Source organism: Micromonospora sp. SD19, assembly GCF_054462275.1.
The window spans coordinates 232,116-257,140 of sequence record NZ_JBTLMN010000007.1; the positions used below are offsets into that span (position 1 = coordinate 232,116).

A 25,025-nucleotide genomic window follows, 5' to 3' on the forward strand; every position below is an offset into this window, starting at 1 on the left:
CGAGCCACCGCACGGTGGGGGCATGACGACATTCGACGTGGTGGCCGAAGGGCTGGGTAAGCGCTACGGCCCCACCCGCGCGCTGGACACCTTCCACCTGGCCGTGCCGGCCGGCACCGTGTACGGGCTGCTCGGCCCCAACGGCGCGGGCAAGACGACGGCGGTACGGATCCTCACCACGCTGCTGCGCTTCGACAGCGGCACCGCCAGCGTGGCCGGGTACGACGTGCTGCGCCAGCCCGACGAGGTGCGCGCCCGGATCGGGCTGACCGGGCAGTACGCCGCGGTGGACGAGACCCTCAGTGGTCGGCAGAACCTGGAACTGTTCGGCCGGCTGTTCCGGCTCGGCCGAGGGGCTGCCCGCCGACGCGCCGACGAACTGCTGGAACGGTTCGGGCTGAGCGAGGCGGCGAACCGGTCCGCGGGCGAGTACTCGGGCGGGATGCGCCGCCGGCTGGACCTCGCCGCCAGCCTGATCCGTACCCCTCGGGTGCTCTTCCTCGACGAGCCGACGACCGGCCTGGACCCGCGCAGCCGCAACCAGGTGTGGGACCTGGTCCGGGGCCTGGTCACGGACGGGACCACGGTGCTGCTCACCACGCAGTACCTGGAGGAGGCCGACCAGCTCGCCAACCGGATCTCGGTCATCGACGCCGGGCGGGTGGTCGCCGAGGGGACGCCGGACGAGCTGAAGTCGATGACCGGCGGCGACCGGATCGAGGTGGTGGTCCGCGACCCCGCCGCCCTGACCCGGGCCGCCGGTGTCGTCGCGCCGATCTGCGGTGTCGAGCCCGCTGTCGATCCGGAGATCCGGCGGCTCAGCGTCCCGGTGGCCGACCGGGTCGCCGGGCTGGTCGACGTGGTGCGGGCGTTGGACGACGCCGGGATCGCTGTCGAGGACATCGGTCTGCGGCGCGCCACGCTGGACGAGGCGTTCCTGTACCTGACCGGGCACCGGCCCGACGAGACCGGCGAGCCCGTCGGCGCCGGACGAAAGGCGGGAGTGGCATGACCACGGCGATCACCGACGGTTGGACGATGACCCGGCGGAACATGCTCCACGTGGTCCGCGCGCCGGAGGAACTGATCCTCTACTTCTCCCTGCCGATCATGTTCGTGCTGGTCTTCGGGTACGTGTTCGGCAGCGGCATGCAGGTGGCCGGCGGTGGCAACTACCGCGAGTTCCTGCTGCCCGGCGTCTTCGTGATGACGATGCTGTACGGACTCGGCGCCACCGCGACGGGCGTGGCGCTGGACCTCAGCCGGGGCGTCGTGGACCGGTTCCGGTCGATGCCGATGGCCCGGTCCGCCCTGATGACCGGTCGCAGCGCGGCTGACCTGCTGCGCGCGCTGTTGGAGATGTCCACCCTGCTGGTCTGTGGCCTGCTCGTCGGATGGCAGTGGCGACTCGGGGTGGGCAAGGCGTTGCTCGCCGTCGGGCTGCTCCTGCTGCTCCGGGTCGCGATCACCTGGGTCGGGATCTACCTGGCGTTGCTGGTCCGCAACCCGGACACGGTCGGCGTGATCGTCTTCCCGGCCGCGTTTCCGCTCACCGCGATATCGAACGTCTTCGTGTCGCCCGAGCTGATGCCGTCGGTCATCGGTGCGATCTCGGAGTGGAACCCGCTGTCGGCCACCGTCGCGGCGATCCGCGAACTGTTCGGCAACCCGGGCCTGGGCGGCGACTCCTGGCCGGCGGAGCACGCCATGCTGCTGGCGGTGCTGTGGCCGGTGCTGCTGATCGCGATCTTCGCCCCGCTGGCGGTGCGCCGCTACCGGCGGTTGAGTCGCTGATCGAGGACGTGACGGGGGTCAGCGGCGGGCCCGCAGCGCGTAGACGGCCGCGCCGACGGCGAGCACGCCGAATCCGGCGAGGACGCTGCTGAGCGGCAGGTTGACGGCGAGCAGCAGGCAGCCCACCAGACCCAGAGCGGCGAGGACCTGGACCGGCAGCCGCCGGTCCGGGTCCCGGCCGAGGGTGAGGGCCGCCGCGTTGGTGATCGCGTAGTAGACCAGCACCGTGCAGCTGGAGAAGCCGATCGCACCGCGTACGTCGCCGAGCAGCACCACCACGATCACCACGGCGGCGACCGCCAGTTCGGCCCGGCGCGGCACCTGGTGCACCTGGTGCACGGCGGCCAGCGCACCGGGCAGGTCGTGCCGGCGGGCCATCGCGAGGGTGGTCCGGCCGACCCCGGCGACCAGGGACAGCAGCACCCCGACGACGGCGATGGTCGCACCGGCGCGGACCACCCACGCCAGGCCGGGCAGCCCGGCGGCGGTCACCACGTCGACCAGGGGCGCGGCGGAAGCGGCCAACCGGTCGGCGCCGAGCACACCCAGCGCGACCACGGCCAGCACCAGGTAGATCGCGAGCACCACCCCGAGCGCCAGCGGCACCGCACGCGGGATGGTCCGCTGCGGGTCGCGGACCTCCTCGCCGAGCGTGGCGATCCGGGCGTACCCGGCGAAGGCGAAGAACAGCAACCCGGCGGCGGTGAGCACACCCCGCGCCGAACCGCCGCTCTCACCGAGCCGGTCCAGGTGCACCGGCCCGCCCAGCAGGCCGACGACGGTGACGAGGGCCAGCACCGCGAGCACCAGCGCGACCAACGCCCGGGTCACGGCGGCGGTCTTGCCGATGCCGCGCAGGTTCACCGCGGTCACCGCGAGCACCGCGGCGGCGGCCACCAGCCGGGCCTGACCCGGCCACAGGTACGCCCCGATGGTCAACGCCATCGCCGCGCAGCTGGCCGTCTTACCGACCACGAAGCCCCAGCCAGCCAGGAACCCGGCGAACGGCCCGAGGCGTTCCCGCCCGTAGACGTAGGTGCCGCCGGACTCGGGGTACCGGGCGGCCAGCCGCGCCGAACTCGTCGCGTTGCAGAAGGCGACGAAGCCGGCCAGCACCAGCGCCGGCAGCAGGCCGGCGCCGCCGGCCGCCGCCGCGGCCGGGCCGAAGACCACGAAGACGCCCGCGCCGAGCATCGAGCCCAACCCGATGACAACCGCATCGGGTACGCCCAGTCGCCGCGCCAGTTGATCCACAGGCCAAACCTAGGAGTACGAGGTGAACGGCCGGTCCCATTCGCGTAGCCGGCCGGGAAGCGGGATGCCGTCCCAGGGCACCCGGTGCAGCAGCCGGTCCAGGAACAGCCCCAGCAGCAGCCCGGCCACCGAATCGGTCAACCAGTGCCAGCCCAGGTAGGTGGTGGTGGTGAGAACGACCAGCGGCGGCACGATGCGGATCACGGTGACGAGTCGGGCCGGTAGGTGCCGGCCGAAGCTGCGGGCCAGCGGGGCGAGCAGCAGCGCGATGACGCCGTACCAGACGATGGCGTTGGCGACGTGCCCCGACGGGTAGGACTGGGCGAATCGGACCGGCAGGTCGTCGTGGAACAGCGGCAGGGTCTGCTCGGGTGGCAGGAACGGCTCCTTGATGCTGGCGCTCGGTGCCGTCCGCGCGGTCCAGACCTTGAGCGGACCGATCGTGAAGGTGGTGACCACGAATCCGACCACCGGCAGCAGGATGGGCCGCACTGACCGCAGCCGAACGGCCAGCAGCACGCCCAGCCCGGCGCCGATCAGGGTCAGCGGGGTGCCCTGGCCGAGGAAGTTCAGCACCCGGGCGACCCAGTACGCGGCGGTCGGTCGATGCCCGTCGGCCCAGTCGGCGACCGCCCGGTCCAACCCGAAGAGCTGGCCGGTGGCGAGGGCGACTGTCAACCCGGCCAGACCGACGAGCAGGAGGGCGTCGAACCACCAGCCGGCCGGGCGGACGGGCCGTAGCCGCAGGTCACGTCGTACCGCCGTGGGTTTGAACACGCGACCACGCTACCGGCCCGGTGCGAGGCCGGGATGTGCGGCGCTGTGGGCCCAACCACGATCAGGAGCGGATACCGGGGGCGAGGCGTCATGCTTGTGCCCGTGCGGATCACGTCTGCCCTCGTGGACCCGGCGCTGCTCGACCTGCCCTGGTCGACGCCGCTGGAGGAGTGGCCTGCCCAACACCTGGTCGCGCTGCCGCAGGGCATCTCCCGGCACATCGTCCGGTTCGTCCGGTTGGGCGATTACGTGTACGCGTTCAAGGAGACCCGCGAGCGGATCGCCGAGCGGGAGTACGACCTGCTGCGGGCCCTGGAGCGGATCGACTTTCCCTCGGTCGAGGCGGTGGCGGTCGTCGCCGACCGGCAGACCGAGGACGGGGAACCTCTCGAATCGGTGCTGATCACCCGGCACCTGCAGTTCTCCCTGCCGTACCGGGCGTTGTTCTCGCACACCCTGCGGCCGGAGACGATGAGCCGGCTGCTCGACGCGCTCGCCGCCCTGATCGTGCGGATGCACCTCACCGGCTTCTTCTGGGGCGACTGCTCGCTGTCGAACACGCTGTTCCGGCGGGACGCTGGCGCGTTCGCCGCCTACCTGGTGGACGCGGAGACGGGCGCCCTGCACAACTCGCTCTCCAACGGGCAGCGCGGTGAGGACCTGGAGATCGCCCGGGTGAACATCTTCGGTGAGGCGCTGGACCTGCAGGCCGCCGGCCTGCTGCACGAGTCCATCGACCCGGAGGTGGTCTGCGAGGAGGTCGTGCAGCGTTACGAGCGGCTCTGGCACGAGATCACCTACGAGCAGGCGATCGAGCGGGAGGCCCGGCACGACATCGAGGGTCGGATCCGCCGCCTCAACGAGCTGGGCTTCGACGTCGCCGAGGTGGCCATGTCGTCCATCGACGGTGGGCGTTTCCTGGTCCGGCCGAAGGTCGTCGACGCCGGCTACCACACCCGGCGGCTGCTGCGGCTGACCGGGCTCGACGCCGAGGAGAACCAGGCCCGCAAGCTGCTCAACGACCTGGACGCCTACCGGGCCGAGAGCGACCTGATCGACGAGCAGCAGGCCGCGCACCGCTGGCTCACCGAGGTCTTCGAGCCGGTGGTTCGGGCCGTCCCCACGCACCTGCGCCGCAAGCTGGAGCCGCAGGAGCTGTTCGCCCAGATCATCGAGCACAAGTGGCTGCTCTCCGAGCAGGCCGGCCGGGACGTCGGGATGCGCCACGCGGTCCAGTCGTACCTGTCCGACGTGCTGGTGCACCGCCCCGACGAGCAGGCCGTCCTCGGCGTGGAAGTCGCCAGCCTGAGCTGAGGCCCGGCCCGGTTGTTCCTGGCCTGGTCATTACTGGCCTGCGCGGCCGGCTCGTTCATACGGTTGCTGGTCTGCTCGGCGGCCGGACTTATCCAAGCGGCTGCCTTTGGAGCTGATGCCGCAAACGATTCAGCTCCAAAGGCCCTCCAGGTGCACTGTGGGGCTAGCCGCGGGCGGGCAGCCTGCGGCCATGGGCCGACACCGGGCGCGTCACTCCACCCAGGAGCCGCCGCGCAGCACCCGCACCACGTTGAGGTCGTCGTCCAGCACCACCAGGTCGGCGCGCAGGCCCACCTGAAGGGCGCCCACCCGGTCGCCCAGGCCGATGGCCCGCGCCGGGGTGGTGGCCACCATCCGGGCGGCGTCGGCGATCGGGATTCCGGCGTTCACCGCGTGCCGCAGCGCGGCGTCCATGGTCAGCGTGCTGCCGGCGATCGCGCCGTCGCGGGCGAGTCGGGCCACCCCGTCGGCGACGGTGACAGCCTGGCCGCCCAACTCGTACTCACCGTCGGACATTCCGGCGGCGGCCATCGCGTCGGTGATCAGCGCGGCGCGATCCGGCCCGGCGGTCGCGGTGACGAAGGTCAGCATGCCGTCGTGCAGGTGCACCCCGTCGGCGACCAGCTCGCAGATCACCGTGGGCGCGTCGAGCAACGCCACCACCGGTCCCGGCTCGCGGTGATGCACCGGCCGCATCCCGTTGAACAGGTGGGTGCCGACACTGGCGCCGGCGGCGACCGCGGCGCGGGTCTGCTCGTACGTGGCGTCGGTGTGGCCCACGGCGGCCACCACCCGCTGCGCGGTGAGCAGCTTGATCGCCTCCAGCGCGCCGTCGCGCTCCGGGGCGAGGGTGACCATCCGGACCGCGCCCCGGCCCAGCTCGATCAGCTCGGACAGCTCGTCGGTCGACGGGTCGCGCAGGTACTCGGGGTTCTGCGCGCCGCAGCGGGCGGCCGACAGGTACGGCCCTTCGAAGTGGACGCCCGCCAACACGCCCTCCTCGACCAACGGGGCGAACGCCTCGGTGGCCGACCGCATCAACGTGAAGGGCGCGCTGACCAGGCTGGCCAGCAGGGTGGTGGTGCCGTGGCTCAGGTGGAAGCCGGCCGCCGCGCGGGCCTCGTCGGCGTCCCCGGTGGTGAAGGTGTGGCCGCCCCCGCCGTGCGTGTGCATGTCGACGAAACCGGGCAGGATCCAGTGCCCGTCGCGCACCGATGGATACTCGGCCACCGCCGTGATCCGATCCCCGTCCCACTCGACGCAGCCCTGTCGGACGACTCCGGTCGGGGTCACCACTCGGCCGTTCACCCGTACGGTCATCGCTTCTCCTGATGGTCACGGACACCCACGGCGTCCAGGGCGAGCAGGGCGGCACCGAGGCAACCGGCCTCGTCGCCGAGGGCTGCCGCGACCAGGTGCGGCTCCCGGTGGAAGGTCATTCGTTCTCGCATGGCCGCCCGCAGCGGGGTCAGCAGCCCGTCCCCGGCCTGGGCCAGGCCGCCGCCCAGCACGATCGTCGCCACGTCGAACAGCGCCTGCCCGCTGGCGAGACCGTCGGCGAGCGCGTCGATCGCCTCCTGCCAGACCTGGCCGGCGAGCGGTTCGCCGGTTGCGGCCCGTTCGGCCACCTCCGCCGCCGTCACCGCGGCGTCGGCGCTCGGCCCGGCGAGTTCGGCGTAGCGGCGGCCGATCGCGGCGGCCGACGCGATCGCCTCCAGGCAGCCCGGACGACCGCAGCCGCAGCGCGGACCGTCGGGCCGGACCAGGATGTGGCCGATCTCCCCGGCGGCGCCGTGGGCACCGACGGCGGCCGTGCCGTCGACGACGTGCGCGGCGGCGATGCCGGTGCCGATCGCCACGAACAACACGTGCCCGCTGCCGCGCCCGGCGCCGAGCCGGGCCTCGGCGAGACCACCGACCCGCACGTCGTGGCCGAGCGCCGTCGGCAGGCCGAGCCGCGCCACCGCCAGGTCCCGCACCGGTACGTCCCGGAAGCCCACGTTCGCCGACCAGACCGCGACGCCGCGCGCCTCGTCCACCACTCCGGGCACGGCGATGCCCACGGCGATCGGGGTGAGCCCGTCGGCGCGGGCCTTGTCGGCCAGCCCTTCGGCCACGTCGAGGATGGTGCCGACCACGGCGGCCGGGCCGCGCGCGGCGTCGGTGGGATGCCGCTCGGCGCGTACCACGACGCCGTCCGGTCGGACCACTGCGCACTTCATGCCGGTGCCGCCGACGTCCAGCGCAACGACCACGCGGTCATCGGTCATGGCGCGAGAACCACTGACCGGGTCAAATGACGGGGCGCGTCCGGGTCGAGGCCCCGGCTGGTCGCCAGCGCGACCGCGAAGCGTTGGGCCAGGATCAGGTCGGCCATCGGGTCGACCGGGGTACGGCCGGCGGACCAGCTGCCCAGCACCGTGCGCCACCCGTGTGTGCGGCTGTGCACGAAGGCCGCGCCGGTGGCGGCCACATCCTCGGGCAGCCCGTCGGGTAGCTCACCGAACGCCCACACCAGCCGGCCCGGCGCGGCGACCGAGATGGGCCCGTGCCGGTAGTCCATCGCCGGGTACGCCTCGGCCCAGAAGGTGGCCGCCTCGCGGCACTTCAGCGCCGCCTCCTGCGCCAGCCCGATCGTCCAACCCCGACCGAGGAAGGTGGCCTGCTCGATGGTGGCCGGGTCGATCGGCAACGGGGATCGCACCGCCACCTCGGCGTCGGCGGCGAGCGCGGTCACCGGGTCGCCGAGCTGGGCCCGCAGCAGGGCCAACGCGGTGGTGGCGAAGCGGGTCTGCACCACCGACCGCTCGTCGGCGAAGGGCATGGTCACGGTGGCGGTGGCCAGGTCGACCGCCGGGGAGGCCGGGTCACCGACGATGACGGTGGTGGGTGTGTGCCCGCGCAGCGCGGCGAGCAGGTCCAGCACCTCGGTGGTGGTGCCGGAACGGGTGATCGCGATCAACCGGTCGTAGCGGCGGCCGGCGGGGAACTCGGACGCCTGGAACGCGTCGGTCTCACCCTGGCCGGCCTGCTCGCGGCGGGCCGCGTACGCCATCGCCATGAACCACGACGTGCCGCAACCGACGACGGCGACCCGCTCACCGGGGCGCGGCAGGTCACCGCGTACGACCTCGGCCAGCCTGGCCGCCTCCCGCCAGCAGTCGGGTTGGCTCGCGATCTCCGCGTCCACGTACGCCATGGGAAACTCCTCGCAGGGCCGATCGGTGCGCAATACGGCTCGTTACACCCGCATTTCGCGCGTTATTCTGCGCGAACGCAGGTGACCATGGCAACCGACCAGTCGATCGCGCAGGTCAGTCTTTTGCGCCAGCCTAGTTTCGCGCACTAGTGTGCACGCAATCAATCACCGTCCGTGCAGTTGCTGGGAGGGCCCCCGCGGTGGACCGGTACGCCAGATGGAACGCCCTGCTCGAAATGCTGACCGACAACGGCCGGGTCAGCGTCGAGGCGGCGGCCGAGCGGCTTGACGTCTCCCAGGCCACCATCCGGCGTGACTTCGACCAGCTCGCGCAACAGCAGATGATCACGCGGACCCGGGGCGGCGCGGTCGCCAACGGCGTGTCGTACGACCTGCCGCTGCGGTACAAGACGGCCAAGCACTCGGCCGAGAAGCAGCGGATCGGGGCGGCCGCCGCGGCGCTCGTCACGCCGGGCACCGTGGTCGGCCTGAACGGTGGCACCACCAGCACCGAGGTGGCGCGGGCGCTCGCCGTCCGGCCGGATCTCAACACCAGTGCCGAGGGCGCCCAGCTCACCGTGGTGACCAACGCGCTGAACATCGCCAACGAGCTGCTGGTCCGATCCCGGATGAAGGTGGTGGTGGCCGGCGGCGTGGTGCGTCCGAAGTCGTTCGAGCTGGTCGGCCCACTGGGTGGGGCGTTGCTGCGCGAGGTCACCCTGGACGTCGCCCTGCTCGGTGTGGACGCGATCGACCCGCAGCTCGGCGCCGCCGCCCACCACGAGGGGGAGGCGGCGATGAACAACCTGATGGTGGCCCGCGCCAAGCGCGTGGTGATCATCGCGGACTCGTCCAAGCTGGGGGGTCACGCCTTCGCCCGGATCTGCCCGGTCGAGCGGGTGGAGACGCTGGTGACCGACTCCGGTGCCGCGCCGGAGATCGTGGACGCGTTCCGCGCCGCCGGAGTGCAGGTCATCTGCGCCTGACCGGTCACGCTCCGTCAATGAAATAACCTGATCGGCGCGTCAATGCATACCGCGTATTGCGTGGCCCTGCATACCGCGTATGGTGTCGGCTGTCACGCCCACCCATCGGGGGAGGTGCAGCTTGCCAGCTGTCCTGGAGATCGAAGGTCTACGTAAGACGTACAAGAGTCGTCGACGCGGCACCCGCAACGCGCTCGACGGCTTCGACATGCGGGTCGACGCGGGGCAGGTGCACGGCTTCCTGGGTCCCAACGGGTCCGGCAAGACCACCACGCTGCGTACCCTGCTCGGCCTGATCCGACCCGACGGCGGCCGGATGGTGCTGCTCGGGCACGAGGTCCCCGACGCGCTGCCCGCCGTCGCCGGCCAGGTCGGCGCGATCGTGGAGAGCCCGCAGTTCTTCCCGCACTTCACCGCACGCGACACGCTCTCCCTGCTCGCCGGGGCGGGCGAGGTGCCGGCCACCCGGGTCGACGAGGTGCTGGAACTCGTCGGGCTGCGCGACCGGTCCGGCGAGCGGGTCAAGACGTACTCGCTGGGCATGAAGCAGCGGCTCGCGGTGGCCTCGGCCCTACTGAAGAACCCGAAGCTGCTCATCCTCGACGAGCCCGCCAACGGCCTCGACCCGGGCGGCATCCGGGAGATGCGCACGCTGATGCGTAACCTCGCCGAGTCCGGAATGACAGTGGTGCTGTCCAGCCACATCCTCGGTGAGATCCAGCTGATCTGTGACTCGGTCACCATCATCTCGCTGGGCCGGCGGGTCGCGTTCGGCCCTGTCGACGAGGTGCTCGCGCAGCACTCGTCCGGTGCGGTGCGGATCCGGCTGGAAGCGGTCAGCGACCTGCCGGTCGCCACCGACGTGCTCACCCAGGCGGGGATCCGGGTCACCGGTCACCCCGACCACCTCATGCTGGCCGGCGTCGACAAGCCGGCGTCGGTGACCCGGCTGCTCGCCGAGAAGAACCTCTACGTCAGCGAGTTGGCGCCGATCGCCGTCGACCTGGAGAGCGTCTTCCTCGAACTGACCGCCACCGCGCCGGTCCCCGGCCAGCACCGGCAGGTCGACGAGTCCATGAAGGTCGGCGGGACGGCTCAGCCCGGTCCCGCCGGGGGAGGGTGGGGCGCGTGAGCCTCTTTCGTACCGAACTGCGCCGGCTCAGCAAGCGGCGCTTCACCCGTTACATGACGCTGCTCGGCCTGGTGGTGCTGGCCGCGGTGGTGGTCGGGGTGTTCTTCACCAACCAGAAGATCGACGCCGGTCAGCTCGCCCGGGCCGAGCGTCAGGCCGACCAGCAGTACCAGGAGCAGGTGCGCTGGAGCGAGCAGGAGCGCGCGGCCTGCGAGCAGGCCAAGGCGGCCGGCACTCCGAGCGACGGCCGCTACCCGGACGACTGCTCGATGATCGCGCCGCCGCCTCGGGACCAGATCGAGGCGAAGTGGTTCCTGCCCTCGACGTTCAACTTCAAGGAGACGTTCGACGAGACGCTGATCCCGTTCGCGGCGATCCTCGCCCTGGTCGGGTTCGTCATCGGCGCGTCCTTCGTCGGCGCCGAGTGGAGCACCGGCGGCATGATGAACCTGCTGCTCTGGCGGCCGAAGCGGCTCACCGTACTGCTCACCAAGCTGGCCGCGCTGCTCACCGGCATCCTGGCGGTGACGCTTCCGGCCGCGGTGCTGTGGTTCGCCGGGTTCTGGGCGGTCGCCACGTTCCGGGGCAGCACCGAGAAGATGACCTCGGGGGTCTGGCAGTCGTTCGTGCTGACCGGCGTACGCGGCGTCGCGCTGGTGGTGGTGTTCACCACCATCGGGTTCGCCCTCGCCTCGCTGGGTCGGCACACCGCGATGGCCCTCGGTGGCGTGGTGGCGGTGATGGTGGTCGGCCAGTTCGGCCTGGGCATCCTGCTGGACATGGCGGGAGTGCGCTTCGCCGAGGCCTGGCTGCTGCCCACCTACGCGCTGGCCTGGATGACCAAGAAGATCACGTTGGAGGACTGGAACGCCTGCAACGCGACCTACTACGGGGAGTGCAAGCCGGCCACGATGGACATCACCTGGCAGCAGTCCTCCGTGCTGCTCTCGGTCGGAGTGGTGGTGATCCTCGGGGCGGCGCTCTGGGCGATGCGCCGCCGCGACATCTCCTGACGTTCGGCCCCCGACGGCCCCCGGCGCGCGCCGGGGGCCGTCGGGCGTGCGGCACCGCCGCGCCGGCTGCTGCGACCCGGGCCCAGGCTGGCTAGGCTGAGCGAATGTCCGCCGACGCCACCACCCCGGAGCCGTCCACCGACGCTCGTCCGGGTGGCGTCGGCCAGACCGTTCCGACTCCCCGGCCCGCTCCTGCGATCGAGACCGCCGACGAACCGGCGCTGCCGGTCGAGCCGGTCGAGACCGCTGACGATCCGGCGTTGCCGGCCGAACCGGTGGACGTCCAGCCCGTCGACCCGGCGGCGGCGTTGACCGGGCGGGAGCGGGCCATCCTCGCCTTCGAGCAGCAGTGGTGGCGGCACGCCGGCGCCAAGGAGCAGGCCGTCCGGGACACCTTCGGGCTCTCGTCGACCCGCTACTACCAACTGCTCAACGGTCTGCTGGACAATCCCGCCGCCCTCGCCGCCGACCCCGTGCTGATCAGCCGACTCCGCCGGCTGCGCTCGTCGCGCGCCCGCAACCGTCGCCGCTGACCGAACGCCCCGCGATCTTGCACCTTCTGCGGCCGTTTCGCGCCTTCTGCACGCCTTTGTCGCGACTCAAAGTGCAAGATCGCCGGCGGCGGTCGTGGGCCCTGCTGTTGGCGGCCCGCCGTCCGGCGGTCGGCCCAGCCGCATGCCGCCTGACCTGGCGGGTAGGCGGGAGGCGTTCCGGGGTCGCACGCGACCTCGGGCCCAGGAAGGGAGCGGGGTATGACGGCAACGAACCAGAGCGGTACCGGACAGCAGGCGCGACAGGAGGCCTCGCGGGTCGGCCAGCAGGCCGCGCAGGCCGGGGGTCAGGTCGCCCACACCGCCGCTGCGCAGGGCGGGCAGGTGGCCGCAGAGGCGCGGCGACAGGCCCAGCAGTTGACCGGGGAGGCCACTGGGCAGCTTCGGGATCAGGCGCAGACACAGCAGCGGCGGGCCGCTGCGGGACTGCGCGACCTGGGCCAGAACCTCAGTTCGATGGCCGAACGGGACGGCGATTCCGGGCTGGCCGGTCAGGTGGTGCGCAGGGCCGCCGACGCCGCCCAGCAGGCCGCCGGCTGGCTCGACGAGCGCCAGCCCGGCGAGGTGCTCGACGAGGTCCGCACGTACGCGCGGCGCCATCCGGCGACGTTCCTCGCGGGCGCGGCGGTGGCCGGGCTGCTCGTCGGGCGGCTCACCCGTGGCCTGACCGCGCCGACCTCGGCCAACGGTCAGGGCGGCGGCGCGTCCGGTGCTCCGTCACCAGCGCAGGGCGCACCGATGGACGCCGGTCAGCAGCCGTACGTGGGCACGGCCCGGGCGCAGAACGTCTCGCCGGCCGGTCAACCGGCGCGGGACCTGCCCGGCGGGGTGGCACCGTGAGCGCCCCGGAGAAGGAACGGACCCAGGCGTCGGTCGGCGAGCTGATCGGCGACGTGAGCCGGGACATGTCCACCCTGGTGCGCAAGGAGATCGAGCTGGCCAAGGCCGAGCTGCGCGAGGAGGCCGCCCAGGCAGGCAAGGCCGGCGGGATGTTCGGCGGCGCCGGACTGGCCGGGTTCCTGGCGGTGCTCTTCGTGTCGTACGCCCTCTGGTGGGGGCTGTCCAACACGATGGACCAGGGGTGGGCGGCGCTGATCGTCGCGGTGCTCTGGGCCGCCGTTGCCGGTGGCCTCTTCATCAACGCCCGGACCCAGCTGAAGCGGGCACGTGCGGTTCTGCCTCGAACAAAGCAGACTGCCCGGGAGTTGCCGGACGCCCTGCGGGGCCGGTGAACGAGTCGGGAGGAACAGATCATGTCCACTGATCCGGATCGGATCCGGCGGGAGATCGAGACCACCCGCAACGAGTTGAGCAGTGACGTCGACGCGTTGACCGACAAGGTCAACCCGCGTCGGATCGCCGGTGACCGCGTCGGGCAGGCCCGCGGGGCGTTCACCCGAGCGAAGGAGAAGATGATGGGCAGCTCGAACCACTTCGGGCAGGAGGCCAGCCAGCGGATGTCGCACGCGGTCGGCTCGGTACGCGACGAAACCCGTTCACTCGGGCAGCACTCCCGCGAGCAGGCTCAGGGCAACCCGATGGCAGCCGGCCTGGTCGCCTTCGGAGTCGGTCTGCTGGCCGCCTCGTTGATCCCGCCGAGCGGGCGTGAGCGGCAACTCGCCGGACGAGCGCGGACCATGGTGAGTGAACATTCCGATCAGCTGCGTGAGCAGGCGAGCCAGGTCGGCCACCAGATGCAGGACAACCTCCGGGAGCCTGCGCAGCAGGCGGCGCAGTCGGTGCGGTCCAGCGCCCAGCAAGGCGTGTCCGCGGTCCGCGACCAGGGCCGTTCGGCCGCCGGTCGGGTGCAGGGAGAGACGCATGCGGCCGTCGACGACCTTCGACAGCGCTGACCCGGTCGGCGTGCCGGGGCCGGCGTCGATGATGCGGGTACGCTCCGCGTCCGCGCCGGCCCCGGGCCGGCCGGTCAACGAGGATCTGGTCTTCCGGTTCGGCCCGCTGGTCGGTGTCCTGGACGGCGCGACGGTGCCGGACGGCTTCGACACCGGCTGCGTGCACGGGCCCGAGTGGTACGTCCGGCACCTGGCCGCCCGGATCGGCGTCGCCGAGGCGGTACGCCCGGCGGCCCGGCTGACCAGCAACCTGGCCGCTGCCATCCTCGCGGTGCGCGCCGACCACGGCGGTCAGTGCGACCTCGACCATCCGGGCACCCCGTCCAGCACGGTGTGCCTCCTGCGGGACTGCGGCGACCAGGTCGACTACCTGGTGCTCTGCGACAGCCCGCTGGTCCTCGACGCGGGCGGGCAGGTCAGCGTGGTCACCGACAACCGGCTGGACGCGGCGATGACGGAGCTGCGGGAGACCGTGGCGATCGTGCCGGGCGGCGCGGCGGACCCGGTCACCCGGTTCCGGCACGCGGTGAGCGTCCAGCGGGAGCGGATGAACCGCACCCACGGCTACTGGGTGGCCGCCGCCGACCCGGACGCGGCCTTCCACGCGGTGACCGGGACCGCACCCCGGTACGGTCCGGGGGCGTTGCGGCGGGCGGCGTTGCTCAGCGACGGTGCGTCCAGCGCGGTGGAGCAGTTCGGTCTGACCGACTGGGCCGGTCTGCTGGACCTGCTGAGCGTCGACGGTCCGGGCGCGTTGATCGACAGGGTGCGGGACGCCGAGCGCGACCACCCCGACCGACTGCGCCGGCACAAGTCCACCGACGACGCGTCGGTGGTGTTCTGCGAGTTCGGGTAGGCGGTTCGCGCGTTAGACACCCGGTCGGGTGACAACAGAGCGTGATGCGGAACACCCATACCGCCCGACCGGCCGGTACCGCTGTCCGGACCGCCAGTGGATGGCCAATGGGGTGGACTTCGGCCGATGAGGGCGGCAGACTGCGGCACGTGGCGGGTGCGGTCCGGCTGGAGCCGGTGGACGAGCGAAACCTGGAGCCGTTGCTCTCCGTAGCGGCGGCCGAGGCGGAGCCCGGCGACGTCATGCCCCCTGTTGAGGCACCGGCAGGCTGGTCACTCGCCCGTCGCGAGGCGTTCCGCGAGTTCCACCGAGCCAGCTTCGGCGGACTGGACGGCCCGACCCGTTCACAGATGTACGCCATCCTCGTCGGCGGCGAGGTGATGGGCATGGTGCGGATGACGCGCTGTGACGAGCCCGGCACTGTGGAGACCGGGATGTGGCTCGGCCGCTCGGCACGAGGGCAGGGGATCGGTGCGGCAGCCCTGCGGGAGTTGCTGAACGCCGCCGCTCGGGCCGGCATGCGGGTGGTGGTCGCCGAGACCACCCCGGACAACATCGGTGCGGTCGCCGTCCTGGAGAAGTGCGGCGCGAAACTGCACGAGGACGACGGCAAGATCCGCGCCCAGATCTGCCTCGACTCGACGCCGCCCACCTTCTGAGCAGCCGATGGGCCGGCGGTGACCGCAGGGCCGCCGCCGGCCGCCCCGGCTCAGGCCGGCAGCCGGACGATGTCGTAGTCGGTGCTCGGCGTCGACTCCACGTCGAAGCGGCCGTTCACCACGTACAACGCCGAGCCGAGCAGGTCGCCGGTGGCCGGGGACCGCAGCTGCGGGCCGGTAATCTCCCGCTGCACCACCCCGGAGGTGTACCCGGCGTTCAGCCGGACCACCGCGACGACGTTGGACAGGTTGCGGATCACGTGCAGGGTGCGTCCGCGCAGCACCAGCCCGTCGGCCCGGTCCACCGAGTAGCCGCCCAGGTCGAACAGGGCGCTGCCGCCGGTACGCGGGTCGACGCGGACCAGCTGCCCGGTCAGCATCTGCGCGACCAGCAGGTCCCCGTTCGGCAGTGCCACGATCCCGTTGTTGAACGCGTCCGGCGTCGCGCCCGGACCGGTGAGTGGCAGCACCCGGAACGCGTCCGGGGCCGGCAGTCGACCACCGGGGCCCAGCGGCACCACGTACAGCACCGGGCGGACGGAGTCGGTGAAGTAGATCGCCCGCTCGGTGATCACCATGTCGTTGACCAGGGTGTTGGCGTCGGTGGTGAACTGGTAGTGGGCCAGCCGGGCGCCGCTGCCCGGGTCGTACACGCTGGCCCCACCGCCGAAGAAGTCGGCGCTCCAGAGCCGCCCCTTCGCGTCGAGCTTGATGCCCGCCTTGGCGGTGCCCGGGGTGCCGGGGATCAGCACCGAGCCGCGTCCGGTGCGTAAGTCACCCCGCCAGACGGCACCATCCAGGACGGAACCCACGTAGACGGTGGTGCCCCGGCCGATCGTCAACCCTTCCGGGGTGAACCCGTCCGGCAGCGCGATCCGGGCCGGGAACGGCTTCGCCGGATGAGCCGTCGCCGGTGCGCCGACCGAGACCAGCGTCGCCGCCGCCACGAGGGGGACGAGGAGAAGAGAGAGCCGCTTGCGCACCGAACACCACCTGACGTCGCAGTGGATGACTCCACTGAGGAATGTGACGTACTAGGAACGTTCGGGGCGCGACAAAAGGTTGTGCTGGTCTGATCACTCCCGGTTGGCGGCGTACGCGGCCAGCCAGGCCACCTGGGCCGGGTCCAGCGACGGGCGTACCCGGGACCGGGCCGCCGACACGTGCTCGGCCGTGACGGTGGCAGCGGCGAGCGACTCGCGCATCGCGGCCAACGCCGCCTCGCGGACCAGCGCCGCGCAGTCCGCTGCCGAGAAACCGGTCAGCTCGTCGCCCAGGGCGGCCAGGTCGACGTCCGGTGCCAGCGGCACCTGCCGGGACGCGGCCCGCAGGATCTCCGCCCGGGCTGGCCCGTCGGGCGGTGGCACGTAGACCAACCGTTCCAACCGGCCCGGCCGCAGCAGCGCCGGGTCGACCAGGTCCGGCCGGTTCGTCGCGCCGACCACCACCACGTTGCGCAGCGTCTCGATCCCGTCCAACTCGGTGAGCAGGGCGGCGACCACCCGGTCGGTGGTGCCGCCGTCGGTGGCCTGACCGCGTACCGGGGCCAGCGCGTCCACCTCGTCCAGGAAGATCAGGGTGGGAGCTGCCTCCCGGGCTCGACGGAACAGCTCCCGGACCGCGCGTTCGCTCTCGCCGACCCACTTGGAGAGCAGTTCGGCGCCCTTGACCGACAGCACGTTGGCCCGCCCCGACCCGGCCAGCGCGGTGACCAGGTAGGTCTTGCCGCAGCCCGGCGGCCCGTAGAGCAGCACACCGCGCGGCGGCTGCACGCCGAGCCGGGCGAAGGTGTCCGGGTAGGTGAGCGGCCAGAGCACCGATTCGGTCAGGGTCTGCTTGACCTCCTCCAGCCCACCCACGTCGTCCAGGGTCACCGACGCCAGATCCAGGGTGGAGGACGCCATCGTGGTCGGCCGCACCACCTCCCGGGCGGCGGTGAAGTCCGCCATCGACACCGTCGGCGTCTCGGCGGACTTCTGCCGCAGCGCCGCGCGTACCCCGGCCTCCCGGACCAGTGCGGCCAGGTCCGCCGCGACGAACCCGGGGGTACGCGCGGCCACGTCGTCCAGCCGGACGTCGTCGGCCAACGGCACCTGCCGGGTCAGCACGGTGAGCTGTTCGCGGCGCAGCGCCTGATCCGGAAGCGGGACGCTGATCCGCAGCGACAGCAGGTCGGGCGCGCGCAGTACCGGGTCGACCGCCTCCGGTCGGCTGCTGGTGCAGACCACTGCGACGCCCGCGCGGACACTCTCGGCGAGCACCTGACGGAACACCGTCGCCACCGGGCCGGGATCGTCAACGGGTGCGAGCGCCTCGACGTCGGTGACCAGCAGCACCGCCGGGCCGCCGGCTCGGGCCGCCGTCGCCGCGTCCCGCAACCGCTCGGCGGCGGCCTGACTGGCCAGCGCCGCCACCTCCGGGGCCCAGAGCGGGTGCACGCGGGCACCGACCCGGGCGGCCACGGCGCGGACCAGCGCCGCCTTCCCGGAACCCGCCGGACCGACCAGCAGCACCCCCAGCGAGACGGTGGTGCCGAGGCGGCCCAACACCTCCCGGTGGTGGAAGCCGAGGTCCAGCAGCTCGGTCAGCTCCTCGGCCTGGGCCCGCAGCCCGGGCAACTCGTCCACGTCCGGTGCGTCGTCCGGCGCAACGGCGTCGGCGCTCGCACCCGGCCGGGCCGGCGCCGCGCCGCCCGGAGCAGGCCCGCCGTGGGTGCTCGCGCCGTGCTGCCAACCGACGGACGTGCCCATGGTGACCAGCGCGCCGGCCGCCGGCTCGACAGCGACCACGGTGAGCAGGGTGCTGGTCCAGGCGAAGCCCACGGTGTTGGCGAGGCTGTGCCGCGCCGCCTCGACCAGGCTGCGGACCGAGGCGTCCGGCAGCACGTCCTGCGGCAGCAGCGACACGTCGTCCCCGACGGTGAGCACCTTGCCCAGCAGCGCGAGCCGGAGCATCTCCGGGCTGACCGCCGCGACCACCCCCGCGGGCCCGGCCAGGACGACCCGGCTCGCCGGGACCAACGGCACCGGGCTCACCCGCACCTGACCGCCGTCGCGCAGACCCAGGTTGCCCAACGTCAGGTCGTCGGCGTACAGCAGAGCGCTGCTCGCGCCCGGCCCGGCAGCCGCCGCGATGCCGGCCGTCTCCCGGCGGCCGGCGAGGCGGACCGGGTCGCCGGGGCGCAACCCCAGCGCGGTCAGCGCCTCCGGGTGCAGCCGCACGATGCCCCGTCGGGCGTCCAGCGCCGCCGGTCGCAGGCTCGCCGTCAGGGTCAGGTCGGGTTGCGCCACCGCCCGACCGTAGCCGCCCGCGGCCAACCCCGTCGGTCAGCGCCGCGGATCCAGCTCGTCCAGCAGCGTCGGATCGCGCCGGATCAGCTCGGCCAACCGGGCCGCCGGGTCCGGGCTCAACCCGTCCGGGCCGGGCGCCCAGGCGGGCACCGTCCGCCCGGAGAGCGGCCAGGCCGGCGGGGGTTCCACCGGGGTCGGTGCGGGGACCGGTCCGACCGTGACCGCCGGCCCGTTCCAGGAGACCCGCATCGGGTACGCCCGCCCGCCGTGCTCCACCTGCACTGTGACCGCCAGCCCGGGGTGGGCGCCGACGACCTGACGGACCGCCTCGGCCACCTCCTCGACCGGTCCCCATCCGGCCACGTCGCTCGGGGCCTCCACCCCCGCGTGCCGCGGGTCGTGCCGGCCCGAGGTGTTGCGGGTGCCGCTGCCGGGCGGGCTCGACGGTGCGGTGGTGTCGTCACGGTCGGCGGCCCGACGGCGCGACGCCTCCTCACGTCGGGCCAGCCGGGCCAGCGTCTCGTCCAGGTCGCCCCTCACCAGATCACCTCTTCCCGCCACGGCCGGAGCTGACCAGCTCAGGCCTTCCTCTCCCGGGTAGCACGGTCCAGCGCGCGGTCCAGGACGACCAGGAGGGCGTCCCGCACCGAGAGTCGGTCGCGGGCATCGAACTGCACCAGAGGTACATGATCGCCGATGGCCAACGCCCAACGGATCTCACCCAGCTCCAGGGCCAGCCGCCCGTCGAAGGCGTTGACCCCGACGACGAACGGCAGCCCGGCCCGCTCGAAGAAGTCGATGGCGGGGTAACAGTCGTCCAGCCGTGCGCTGTCCACCACCACCAGCGCGCCGAGCGCTCCCCGGGCCAGGTCGTCCCACATGAAACCGAACCGGGTCTGCCCCGGCGTGCCGAACAGGTAGAGCTTCAGGCTGCGGTCGATCGTCACGCAGCCGAAGTCCATCGCCACCGTGGTGGTGGTCTTGGTGGACCGGACACCCGGGTCGTCCACGCCGATCCCGGCGCTCGTCATCTCGGCCTCGGTGGTCAGCGGCGCGATCTCCGAGATGGCCCCCACGGTGGTGGTCTTACCCACCCCGAACCCGCCGGCGATCAGGATCTTGACCGGGATCGGCGGTGCGGCCGGCCTACCGACCGGAGGCGGCACCGACCCCTGCTCCGAGGAGGGCCGGTACGGCGGCGGTGCGGTCGGCGGTGGCCCGGCCCGGCCGACTATCGGCCCGGTGCCCGAGGACATGCCGTAACGGGCGGCGGCGCTGTTCGCGGCGACCCCGCCGAGCGGGGCGGCCGGCCATTCAGGAGATCGCACGGAGTCCATCAATCACTCGCAGGATGAGATCGGGATCGACAGCGTCGTCGGTGTCGGTGACGTGCACGTCCAGGTGCCCGGCGGCGCGCAGGTCGCCGACCAGGACCCGGACGACGCCGAAGTGCAGTCGGGCGCGGGCCGAGATCTCGGCCACCGAGATCGGCTCGACGCACAACGCGATGATCGTCTGAAGTTCCGGTGCCAGCAGGGCCCCGGTCGGGCCGCCCCACCCGGGGCTGTCCATGCGAATGGTCACCTGGGTCTCCAGCCCGATCGCCGGGTCGGCACCCGCCACCCGCCCGGCGGTGAGCACGAACGGCCGGGGACCGGCCGGCTGGTCCCCGGCCGGCTCCGGCCGCCCCGGTGTCGCCGCCGCGCCGTCGCCGAGCGATGGTGGCGTGCGCAGGTACGGGCGGATCCGAACCCTGGGTTCCGGATCCGGATCCTCGCCGGCGACGTCGGGGGTCACTGCTGAACGGCGTTCTTCAACTCGACGATCAGTCGCGGGGTCAGGGCGCCACCGGCCCGCCCGGCGAAGAGCGTCATCTCGTACGCGACGGTGCCCAGGTTCGCCGACCGGTCGGCGACCACCCCGAGCACGGAACCGCTGCTGATCGCGCTGATCAACAGATAGCCGTCGGCCATGTCGACGATCACCCGGTTCAAGCCGCCGAGCGCGTACCAACTGGCGGCCCCACCGGCGAGGCTGGTCATCCCGGACACGACGGCGGCCAGCCGTTCCGCGTTGGACCGGTCCTTGATCGCCGACATGGCCATCAGCAGACCGTCCGAGGAGACCGCGATCGCCTCCAGGACCCCGGCGGTGCTGGAGGTGAAGGAGTCCAGCAGCCAGTTGAACGTCCGGGCCTCCGGGCTGAGGTCCCCACTGGCGCTGGGTTGGGTCTGGTCGACGTTTTCGTGCAGGAAGGGGCTGGTCACCGTGATGATCCTTCTTCGTTCCGGTGGTCGGGGCTGACTTCGCGGAGAGCGCGGGCGACGCCCGCCTCGAACTCGCTGATGAGGTCGCGGACCTCGGCCGGGTCGCCGAGGTGGGTACTGGGCGGTTGGCAGGCCGGGACGGCCGTGAGGTTCGCCCCCGGTACCCGTCGGCTCAACCGGGGCCGCCCCGCGGCGGCATCTGTCGAACCGTCACCGCCGGGCACCGTGGGGCCGGCGCCTCCCGGTGTGCTGGGCAGGTCCGCTGTCGTGTCCGGGTCCACCACGGCCGCCCCGGCCCGGGCCGACGGGTCGCTGGTCGTCCGCGCCGACGCACCGTCGGGGGCGGGTGCCCCGTGCAGTTCGGCACGGCGTACACCGGCTTGGAAGGCCTCGACCAGCGCGCGGGCGGCGGCCGGGTCCGCCCCGGTGGCGTCCACCGGCCGGGTCGTCCCGGCGGTGGTGTGCAGAGTGGCCCCCGGCACCCGCTGCCGTACCCGTGGCGTGGCCGGCTTGTCCGCCTGCTCCGGGCTCTGGGGTTCGGCAACGGTCTCCTCCGGCTGGCCCCGACCGAACGCGTTCCAGGACGGGCCGGCGTCCAGGCTGCGGGTGGCCCGACTGAGCAGGTCCGAGTCGAAACGGGCCGGTACGGCGACGGCCGCCGTGCGGGGCTTCTCGGGATCGCGGGTCACAGTGGTACGCCGATCCCGATTCGGCACCGCGGCGCGGGCCACGGCGGCCCCGGCGCGGTCGGCGCGACGCAGCACCAGCGACGCCGACGGGATCTCCAGCTGTGCTGTCACCCCACCGCCGCCCGTGGCGGCCAGGGCGACCTGCCAGCCGTGCCGACGGGCCAACCGGCCCACCACGAAGAGGCCGAGCACCTCGGTCGGGGCCAGGTCGAGCCGCTCCCGGCGGGTGAACCGGGCGTTCTCCTCAGCCAGCCGTTGCTCGCTCATGCCGATGCCGTGGTCCACCACTGTGAGCCGCGCACCGAGGCCGGACGTCTCGGCGCTGACCAGCACCCGGGTGTGCGGCGGGGAGAAGACGGTGGCGTTCTCCATCAGCTCGGCCAGCGCCAGGACGAGGTCACCGACCACTGCCGGCGCGGCCGAGACGCCCGCCGGCACCTGCACATCCACCCGGGTGTAGTCCTCGATCTCGCCGAGCGCCAACCGGACCACGTCGGCCAGCGGCACCGGCGCGGTGTGCGCGTCGGCCCCGGCCGAGCCGGAGAGCACCACGAGGCTGCCGGCGTTGCGCCGCAACCGGCTGGAGATGTGGTCGAGTCGGTACAGGTGCTCCAGGCGGCCGGGGTCGGCCTCCTGCTGCTCCAACCGGTCGATCAGCGCGATCTGCCGACCCACCAGGTTCTGGGTACGCCTCCCCACGTGGCCGAACATCTGCGCCACGTTGCGTCGGCCGGCGACCTGCCGCTCGACCAGCTGCGCCGCGGTGTTCTGCACCCGGTCGAAGGCCCGCGCCAGGTCGCCGATCTCGTCGTTGGCGCGGATGTCCACCGGCTCCAGCCGGACCGACTGATGTTTCTCCGTCTCGTCGTCGGTGACCCGGACCAGCTCCTCCTCGGCGACCCGGGCGACCCGGTCGGCCGAGCGGGTGAGTCGGGTCAGCGGTCGGGCCACCGTCCGCGCCACCGCCACGCTGAGCAGCACCACCAGCGTGAGGATCAACGCCGCCAGGGCACCGACCAGGTAGGCGGCGGTCAGCGCCCGCCGCTGATCGGCGGTCACCTCGGCGAGCACGTCAGCGACCAGCTTCTTCTCGACGAACTGACCGAGCCGGATCATCGTGCGGACGGCCGGGAAGAGCGCCTCCATCGGCACGTCGCGAACCGCGGCGGCCGGATCCCGGGCACTTCTGACCAGGAAGTCGGGGCTGGTACGCGCGGCCACCGCGGCGTCGTTGAGCTGGGACACCGTGAGCTGCTCGGGCGTGATCAGGCTGCGGAAACGCGAGTTGTCGACCTGGAGCGCGGCGATGCACGCCACGTACCCGGCGGTGGTGTCCGGGGTGCCGATCGCCTTGACCAGCAGGCTCAGGGTGGCGCAGGCACCCAGCCCCTCGTCGGCGCGCAGCAGCCCGTCGAGGGCGAGCACCTGCCGGCCCGGCAACGTGTCGGTGTCCACCCCGAACACCAGCCGCAGTGACTCGATGATGCCCTTGTTGACCGGGCCAAACGTGTCCATCACCTGACCGGGGTTGGCGGCCCTGGCCAGGACGGCGGTCCGCAGGTCGATGAGGCTGGACACCCGGTCGAGGGCGCTGTCGACCTCGTCGGTCAGCGCGTCGCTCCGCGCCGCCCGGAGGTCGGCCACCCGGTCGTCCACGTCGGCGGACTTACGGATCAGCTCGCTGCGTTCGACCCGGCCGAGCAGGAGGCCGACGGAGAGGATGCGTTCCTGCTGGAGATCCTGGACCAGGCTGCCGACCCGGCTGGCGAGCCGGACCCGTTCGGCGGTGTCGCCGGCCCGCTGCGCCGCGGCGACCCGGTCGAGCATCACCGGCACGGCCAGGCCGACCATGCTGAGCAGCGGAATCACCACGAGCAGTGCGAGCTTGCCGCGGATCCGGAGCCTACTGAGCATCGAACGCCCCCCACTGTGTGCTCTCCGGATCACGGGCCGCGCCGACCGGTTGCAGCGCCCGCGACTCGTCGGCAAGCGGTTGCCAGGGGTCGCGGTGCGGCGGGGTGTCGGCGCCTTCGGCGTGGGTCGCGGCCAGGGCGGCCCGACGCCGGGCCCGGCGGCCGGCGGCGACCTGCAACGCGGCGAGCCAGCCCAGCAACAGCGCGGCGACGACCGCCGCCCCGGCGGTCAGCCAGCGGTCCCGGTTGAGCCGGTCGATGCGCTCGACCAGCAGGGCGTCCAGCTCGGTGAGGATGACCGGCTGAAGTTGGCGGGCCGAGCGGTGCGAGTTGAGCGCGGCGGCACTCAACTGACCCGGGCTGACCACGCCGCTGTCCTTGTCCGGCAGGGAGTACCCGGCAAGCGCCTCCACCGACCGCTGGTAGGTGTCCAACGGGGTGAGCACGTTGGCGCCGAGGTCGGTGCTCTCCGAGCCGTCCACGGCCGAGCGCAGGTTGTCGACGACGTCGGTGGCGGGTGTCAGGGCGGACACCCGGACGCCGCTGAACTCCATCAGGCCGCGCGGCTGCTGGGCGGCCGGCCGGCGGGAGACCAGCACGCCGAGGTCGGCGAGCCGACCGGCGGCGACCACCGCCTCGGGCAGCTCCTCGCCGGCGCTGTCCTGGAGGAAGAACGAGTCCGCCTCGGGGTCGCGGACCAGCCCGGAGCTGTCCCGGACCTTCCGGTGCAGGGCCAGCAGCAGGTCGGCGACCTCGCCGTAGGCGGTGTAGGCGGCCTCCGGGTCGGTGGCGCTGCGGCCGCGCAACGCCTCCAGCTTGGCCCGTACGCCGGCCCAGCGTTCCTGGCTGAGCAGTTCCCCGCCGATCCGGGCGTCCACCGCGGCGGCCTCCTCGACCGCGTTGTCCAACGCCTCGCGTGCCGCGGGGCGGCCGTTGACCGCGTTGGACTGGGCCTCCACGAGGGCGTCGGTGACCGCCGCCAGCGCGGTGAGGTACTGCACGCCGAGCCGTTCCCGGGCGGCGAAGTCCCGATCGTCGGTGATCCGCCCCCAGTTCGAGGTGGCGAGCAGGCCCAACGGTGCCAACAGTGCTCCGATGAGCAGCAGGGGCAACAGTCGGCCCAGCATGGACGGCCGTCGACGGGCCCGCGGCGCGGGGACTGTCATGTGTGTCTCCTCCGGCGTGGGCGCGAATCGGGGCGGCGTCGGGCTAGCCCGACAAGTCCCGTCCACCGGACCGGAAAACTAATCGAACCCCCGACTGGTCAGACCCGACTGAACGAGTCAGGTTCGCGTCAGTTCGAGTCATGTCACCATTTGTCCGCGTTGCCAGCACGCTCTGTGTCAGCTGTGTGTGTGACATGGAGGGATCGAGGTGGATATCCGCGGAAGATCGGAATTCACGAAATCCGAACTCAACTCGCTGTGCCGCGTCGGACGTTGCGCGCTCGCACCCCCACCCGGCACCGATCGGGGCAA

General features: G+C 72.7%; 25 protein-coding genes. 12 read left to right on the forward strand and 13 right to left on the reverse strand.

Features of this window, described 5'->3' with window-relative positions; translation table 11 throughout:
* Positions 1 to 22 precede the first annotated feature (22 nt).
* Together ACX27O_RS23085 and ACX27O_RS23090 are read left to right on the forward strand one after the other, a co-directional pair.
* The gene (locus ACX27O_RS23085) at positions 23 to 1,012 is read left to right on the forward strand and encodes a daunorubicin resistance protein DrrA family ABC transporter ATP-binding protein (RefSeq protein ID WP_030327839.1); all 990 of its coding nucleotides are present in this window, start codon (positions 23 to 25) and stop codon (positions 1,010 to 1,012) included.
* Positions 1,009 to 1,794 carry an ABC transporter permease gene (locus tag ACX27O_RS23090; RefSeq protein WP_030327838.1) on the forward strand — a complete coding sequence of 262 codons (786 nt, stop codon included), beginning with the start codon at positions 1,009 to 1,011 and terminating at the stop codon, positions 1,792 to 1,794. Before ACX27O_RS23085 ends, ACX27O_RS23090 begins: the two co-directional genes overlap by 4 nt.
* 18 nt (positions 1,795 to 1,812) lie before the next feature.
* On the opposite strand, the gene ACX27O_RS23095 is transcribed toward ACX27O_RS23090, so the two are convergent.
* Entirely contained in the window at positions 1,813 to 3,048 is a 1,236-nt protein-coding gene (locus ACX27O_RS23095; RefSeq protein ID WP_210858062.1) for an APC family permease, read from the reverse strand.
* 9 nt (positions 3,049 to 3,057) lie between these two features.
* Entirely contained in the window at positions 3,058 to 3,795 is a 738-nt protein-coding gene (locus ACX27O_RS23100) for a phosphatase PAP2 family protein (RefSeq protein WP_210858069.1), read from the reverse strand.
* A gap of 120 nt (positions 3,796 to 3,915) precedes the next feature.
* Between ACX27O_RS23100 and ACX27O_RS23105 the strand changes: the two genes are divergently transcribed.
* The gene (locus tag ACX27O_RS23105; RefSeq protein ID WP_051708113.1) at positions 3,916 to 5,139 is read left to right on the forward strand and encodes a DUF4032 domain-containing protein; all 1,224 of its coding nucleotides are present in this window, start codon (positions 3,916 to 3,918) and stop codon (positions 5,137 to 5,139) included.
* A 210-nt stretch (positions 5,140 to 5,349) separates the two neighbouring features.
* Here the strand turns inward: ACX27O_RS23105 and nagA are convergent, their stop codons facing one another.
* The 3 genes from nagA to ACX27O_RS23120 are packed head-to-tail and all read right to left on the reverse strand — an operon-like array spanning position 5,350 to position 8,338.
* Positions 5,350 to 6,459 carry an N-acetylglucosamine-6-phosphate deacetylase gene (nagA, locus tag ACX27O_RS23110; protein WP_210858063.1) on the reverse strand — a complete coding sequence of 370 codons (1,110 nt, stop codon included), beginning with the start codon at positions 6,457 to 6,459 and terminating at the stop codon, positions 5,350 to 5,352.
* Positions 6,456 to 7,409, reverse strand: a complete 954-nt coding sequence (locus ACX27O_RS23115) for an ROK family protein (RefSeq protein WP_210864831.1) — start codon at positions 7,407 to 7,409, stop codon at positions 6,456 to 6,458. The genes nagA and ACX27O_RS23115 overlap by 4 nt, the downstream gene beginning before the upstream one ends.
* The gene (locus ACX27O_RS23120) at positions 7,406 to 8,338 is read right to left on the reverse strand and encodes an SIS domain-containing protein (protein WP_030327832.1); all 933 of its coding nucleotides are present in this window, start codon (positions 8,336 to 8,338) and stop codon (positions 7,406 to 7,408) included. The genes ACX27O_RS23115 and ACX27O_RS23120 overlap by 4 nt, the downstream gene beginning before the upstream one ends.
* 200 nt (positions 8,339 to 8,538) lie before the next feature.
* Here ACX27O_RS23120 and ACX27O_RS23125 point away from each other — a divergent pair, with 200 nt between their 5' ends.
* The 9 genes from ACX27O_RS23125 to ACX27O_RS23165 all read left to right on the forward strand — a co-directional run bounded on the left by ACX27O_RS23125 (position 8,539) and on the right by ACX27O_RS23165 (position 15,388).
* Positions 8,539 to 9,324 carry a DeoR/GlpR family DNA-binding transcription regulator gene (locus ACX27O_RS23125; RefSeq protein WP_030327831.1) on the forward strand — a complete coding sequence of 262 codons (786 nt, stop codon included), beginning with the start codon at positions 8,539 to 8,541 and terminating at the stop codon, positions 9,322 to 9,324.
* Between the two features lie 121 nt (positions 9,325 to 9,445).
* A complete protein-coding gene (locus tag ACX27O_RS23130; RefSeq protein ID WP_036410615.1) occupies positions 9,446 to 10,456 on the forward strand; it encodes an ABC transporter ATP-binding protein in 1,011 nt (336 codons plus the stop codon).
* A complete protein-coding gene (locus tag ACX27O_RS23135) occupies positions 10,453 to 11,469 on the forward strand; it encodes an ABC transporter permease subunit (RefSeq protein ID WP_210864830.1) in 1,017 nt (338 codons plus the stop codon). The genes ACX27O_RS23130 and ACX27O_RS23135 overlap by 4 nt, the downstream gene beginning before the upstream one ends.
* Before the next feature lie 104 nt (positions 11,470 to 11,573).
* Complete coding sequence (locus tag ACX27O_RS23140) at positions 11,574 to 12,002, forward strand: DUF3263 domain-containing protein (RefSeq protein WP_030327828.1); 429 nt, start codon at positions 11,574 to 11,576, stop codon at positions 12,000 to 12,002.
* 219 nt (positions 12,003 to 12,221) lie between these two features.
* On the forward strand, positions 12,222 to 12,860 hold the full coding sequence (locus ACX27O_RS23145; RefSeq protein ID WP_458940059.1) for a hypothetical protein: 639 nt from the start codon (positions 12,222 to 12,224) through the stop codon (positions 12,858 to 12,860).
* On the forward strand, positions 12,857 to 13,252 hold the full coding sequence (locus ACX27O_RS23150) for a phage holin family protein (RefSeq protein WP_210864828.1): 396 nt from the start codon (positions 12,857 to 12,859) through the stop codon (positions 13,250 to 13,252). Before ACX27O_RS23145 ends, ACX27O_RS23150 begins: the two co-directional genes overlap by 4 nt.
* Positions 13,253 to 13,273: 21 nt before the next feature.
* Positions 13,274 to 13,873, forward strand: coding sequence for a DUF3618 domain-containing protein (locus ACX27O_RS23155; protein WP_210864827.1), 600 nt, complete (start codon positions 13,274 to 13,276; stop codon positions 13,871 to 13,873).
* Positions 13,842 to 14,729 carry a hypothetical protein gene (locus ACX27O_RS23160; protein WP_210858068.1) on the forward strand — a complete coding sequence of 296 codons (888 nt, stop codon included), beginning with the start codon at positions 13,842 to 13,844 and terminating at the stop codon, positions 14,727 to 14,729. The genes ACX27O_RS23155 and ACX27O_RS23160 overlap by 32 nt, the downstream gene beginning before the upstream one ends.
* 149 nt (positions 14,730 to 14,878) lie before the next feature.
* Positions 14,879 to 15,388: a GNAT family N-acetyltransferase gene (locus tag ACX27O_RS23165; RefSeq protein WP_030327823.1), complete on the forward strand. Its 510-nt coding sequence runs from the start codon at positions 14,879 to 14,881 to the stop codon at positions 15,386 to 15,388.
* A 50-nt stretch (positions 15,389 to 15,438) separates the two neighbouring features.
* Here ACX27O_RS23165 and ACX27O_RS23170 read toward each other — a convergent pair whose 3' ends face one another.
* The 8 genes from ACX27O_RS23170 to ACX27O_RS23205 all read right to left on the reverse strand — a co-directional run bounded on the left by ACX27O_RS23170 (position 15,439) and on the right by ACX27O_RS23205 (position 24,713).
* Positions 15,439 to 16,371 carry an NHL repeat-containing protein gene (locus ACX27O_RS23170; RefSeq protein WP_156057235.1) on the reverse strand — a complete coding sequence of 311 codons (933 nt, stop codon included), beginning with the start codon at positions 16,369 to 16,371 and terminating at the stop codon, positions 15,439 to 15,441.
* Positions 16,372 to 16,464: 93 nt separating this feature from the next.
* Complete coding sequence (locus ACX27O_RS23175; protein WP_358133346.1) at positions 16,465 to 18,678, reverse strand: AAA family ATPase; 2,214 nt, start codon at positions 18,676 to 18,678, stop codon at positions 16,465 to 16,467.
* A 36-nt stretch (positions 18,679 to 18,714) separates the two neighbouring features.
* Complete coding sequence (locus ACX27O_RS23180; RefSeq protein ID WP_030327820.1) at positions 18,715 to 19,218, reverse strand: hypothetical protein; 504 nt, start codon at positions 19,216 to 19,218, stop codon at positions 18,715 to 18,717.
* A gap of 38 nt (positions 19,219 to 19,256) precedes the next feature.
* A complete protein-coding gene (locus tag ACX27O_RS23185; protein WP_358133343.1) occupies positions 19,257 to 20,015 on the reverse strand; it encodes a GTP-binding protein in 759 nt (252 codons plus the stop codon).
* Positions 19,993 to 20,475, reverse strand: a complete 483-nt coding sequence (locus ACX27O_RS23190; protein ID WP_030327818.1) for a DUF742 domain-containing protein — start codon at positions 20,473 to 20,475, stop codon at positions 19,993 to 19,995. Before ACX27O_RS23190 ends, ACX27O_RS23185 begins: the two co-directional genes overlap by 23 nt.
* Positions 20,472 to 20,945, reverse strand: a complete 474-nt coding sequence (locus ACX27O_RS23195; RefSeq protein WP_030327817.1) for a roadblock/LC7 domain-containing protein — start codon at positions 20,943 to 20,945, stop codon at positions 20,472 to 20,474. Before ACX27O_RS23195 ends, ACX27O_RS23190 begins: the two co-directional genes overlap by 4 nt.
* On the reverse strand, positions 20,942 to 23,548 hold the full coding sequence (locus ACX27O_RS23200) for a nitrate- and nitrite sensing domain-containing protein (RefSeq protein WP_458940061.1): 2,607 nt from the start codon (positions 23,546 to 23,548) through the stop codon (positions 20,942 to 20,944). The genes ACX27O_RS23195 and ACX27O_RS23200 overlap by 4 nt, the downstream gene beginning before the upstream one ends.
* Positions 23,538 to 24,713, reverse strand: a complete 1,176-nt coding sequence (locus ACX27O_RS23205; protein WP_387219967.1) for a hypothetical protein — start codon at positions 24,711 to 24,713, stop codon at positions 23,538 to 23,540. Before ACX27O_RS23205 ends, ACX27O_RS23200 begins: the two co-directional genes overlap by 11 nt.
* Between the last annotated feature and the right edge of the window lie 312 nt (positions 24,714 to 25,025).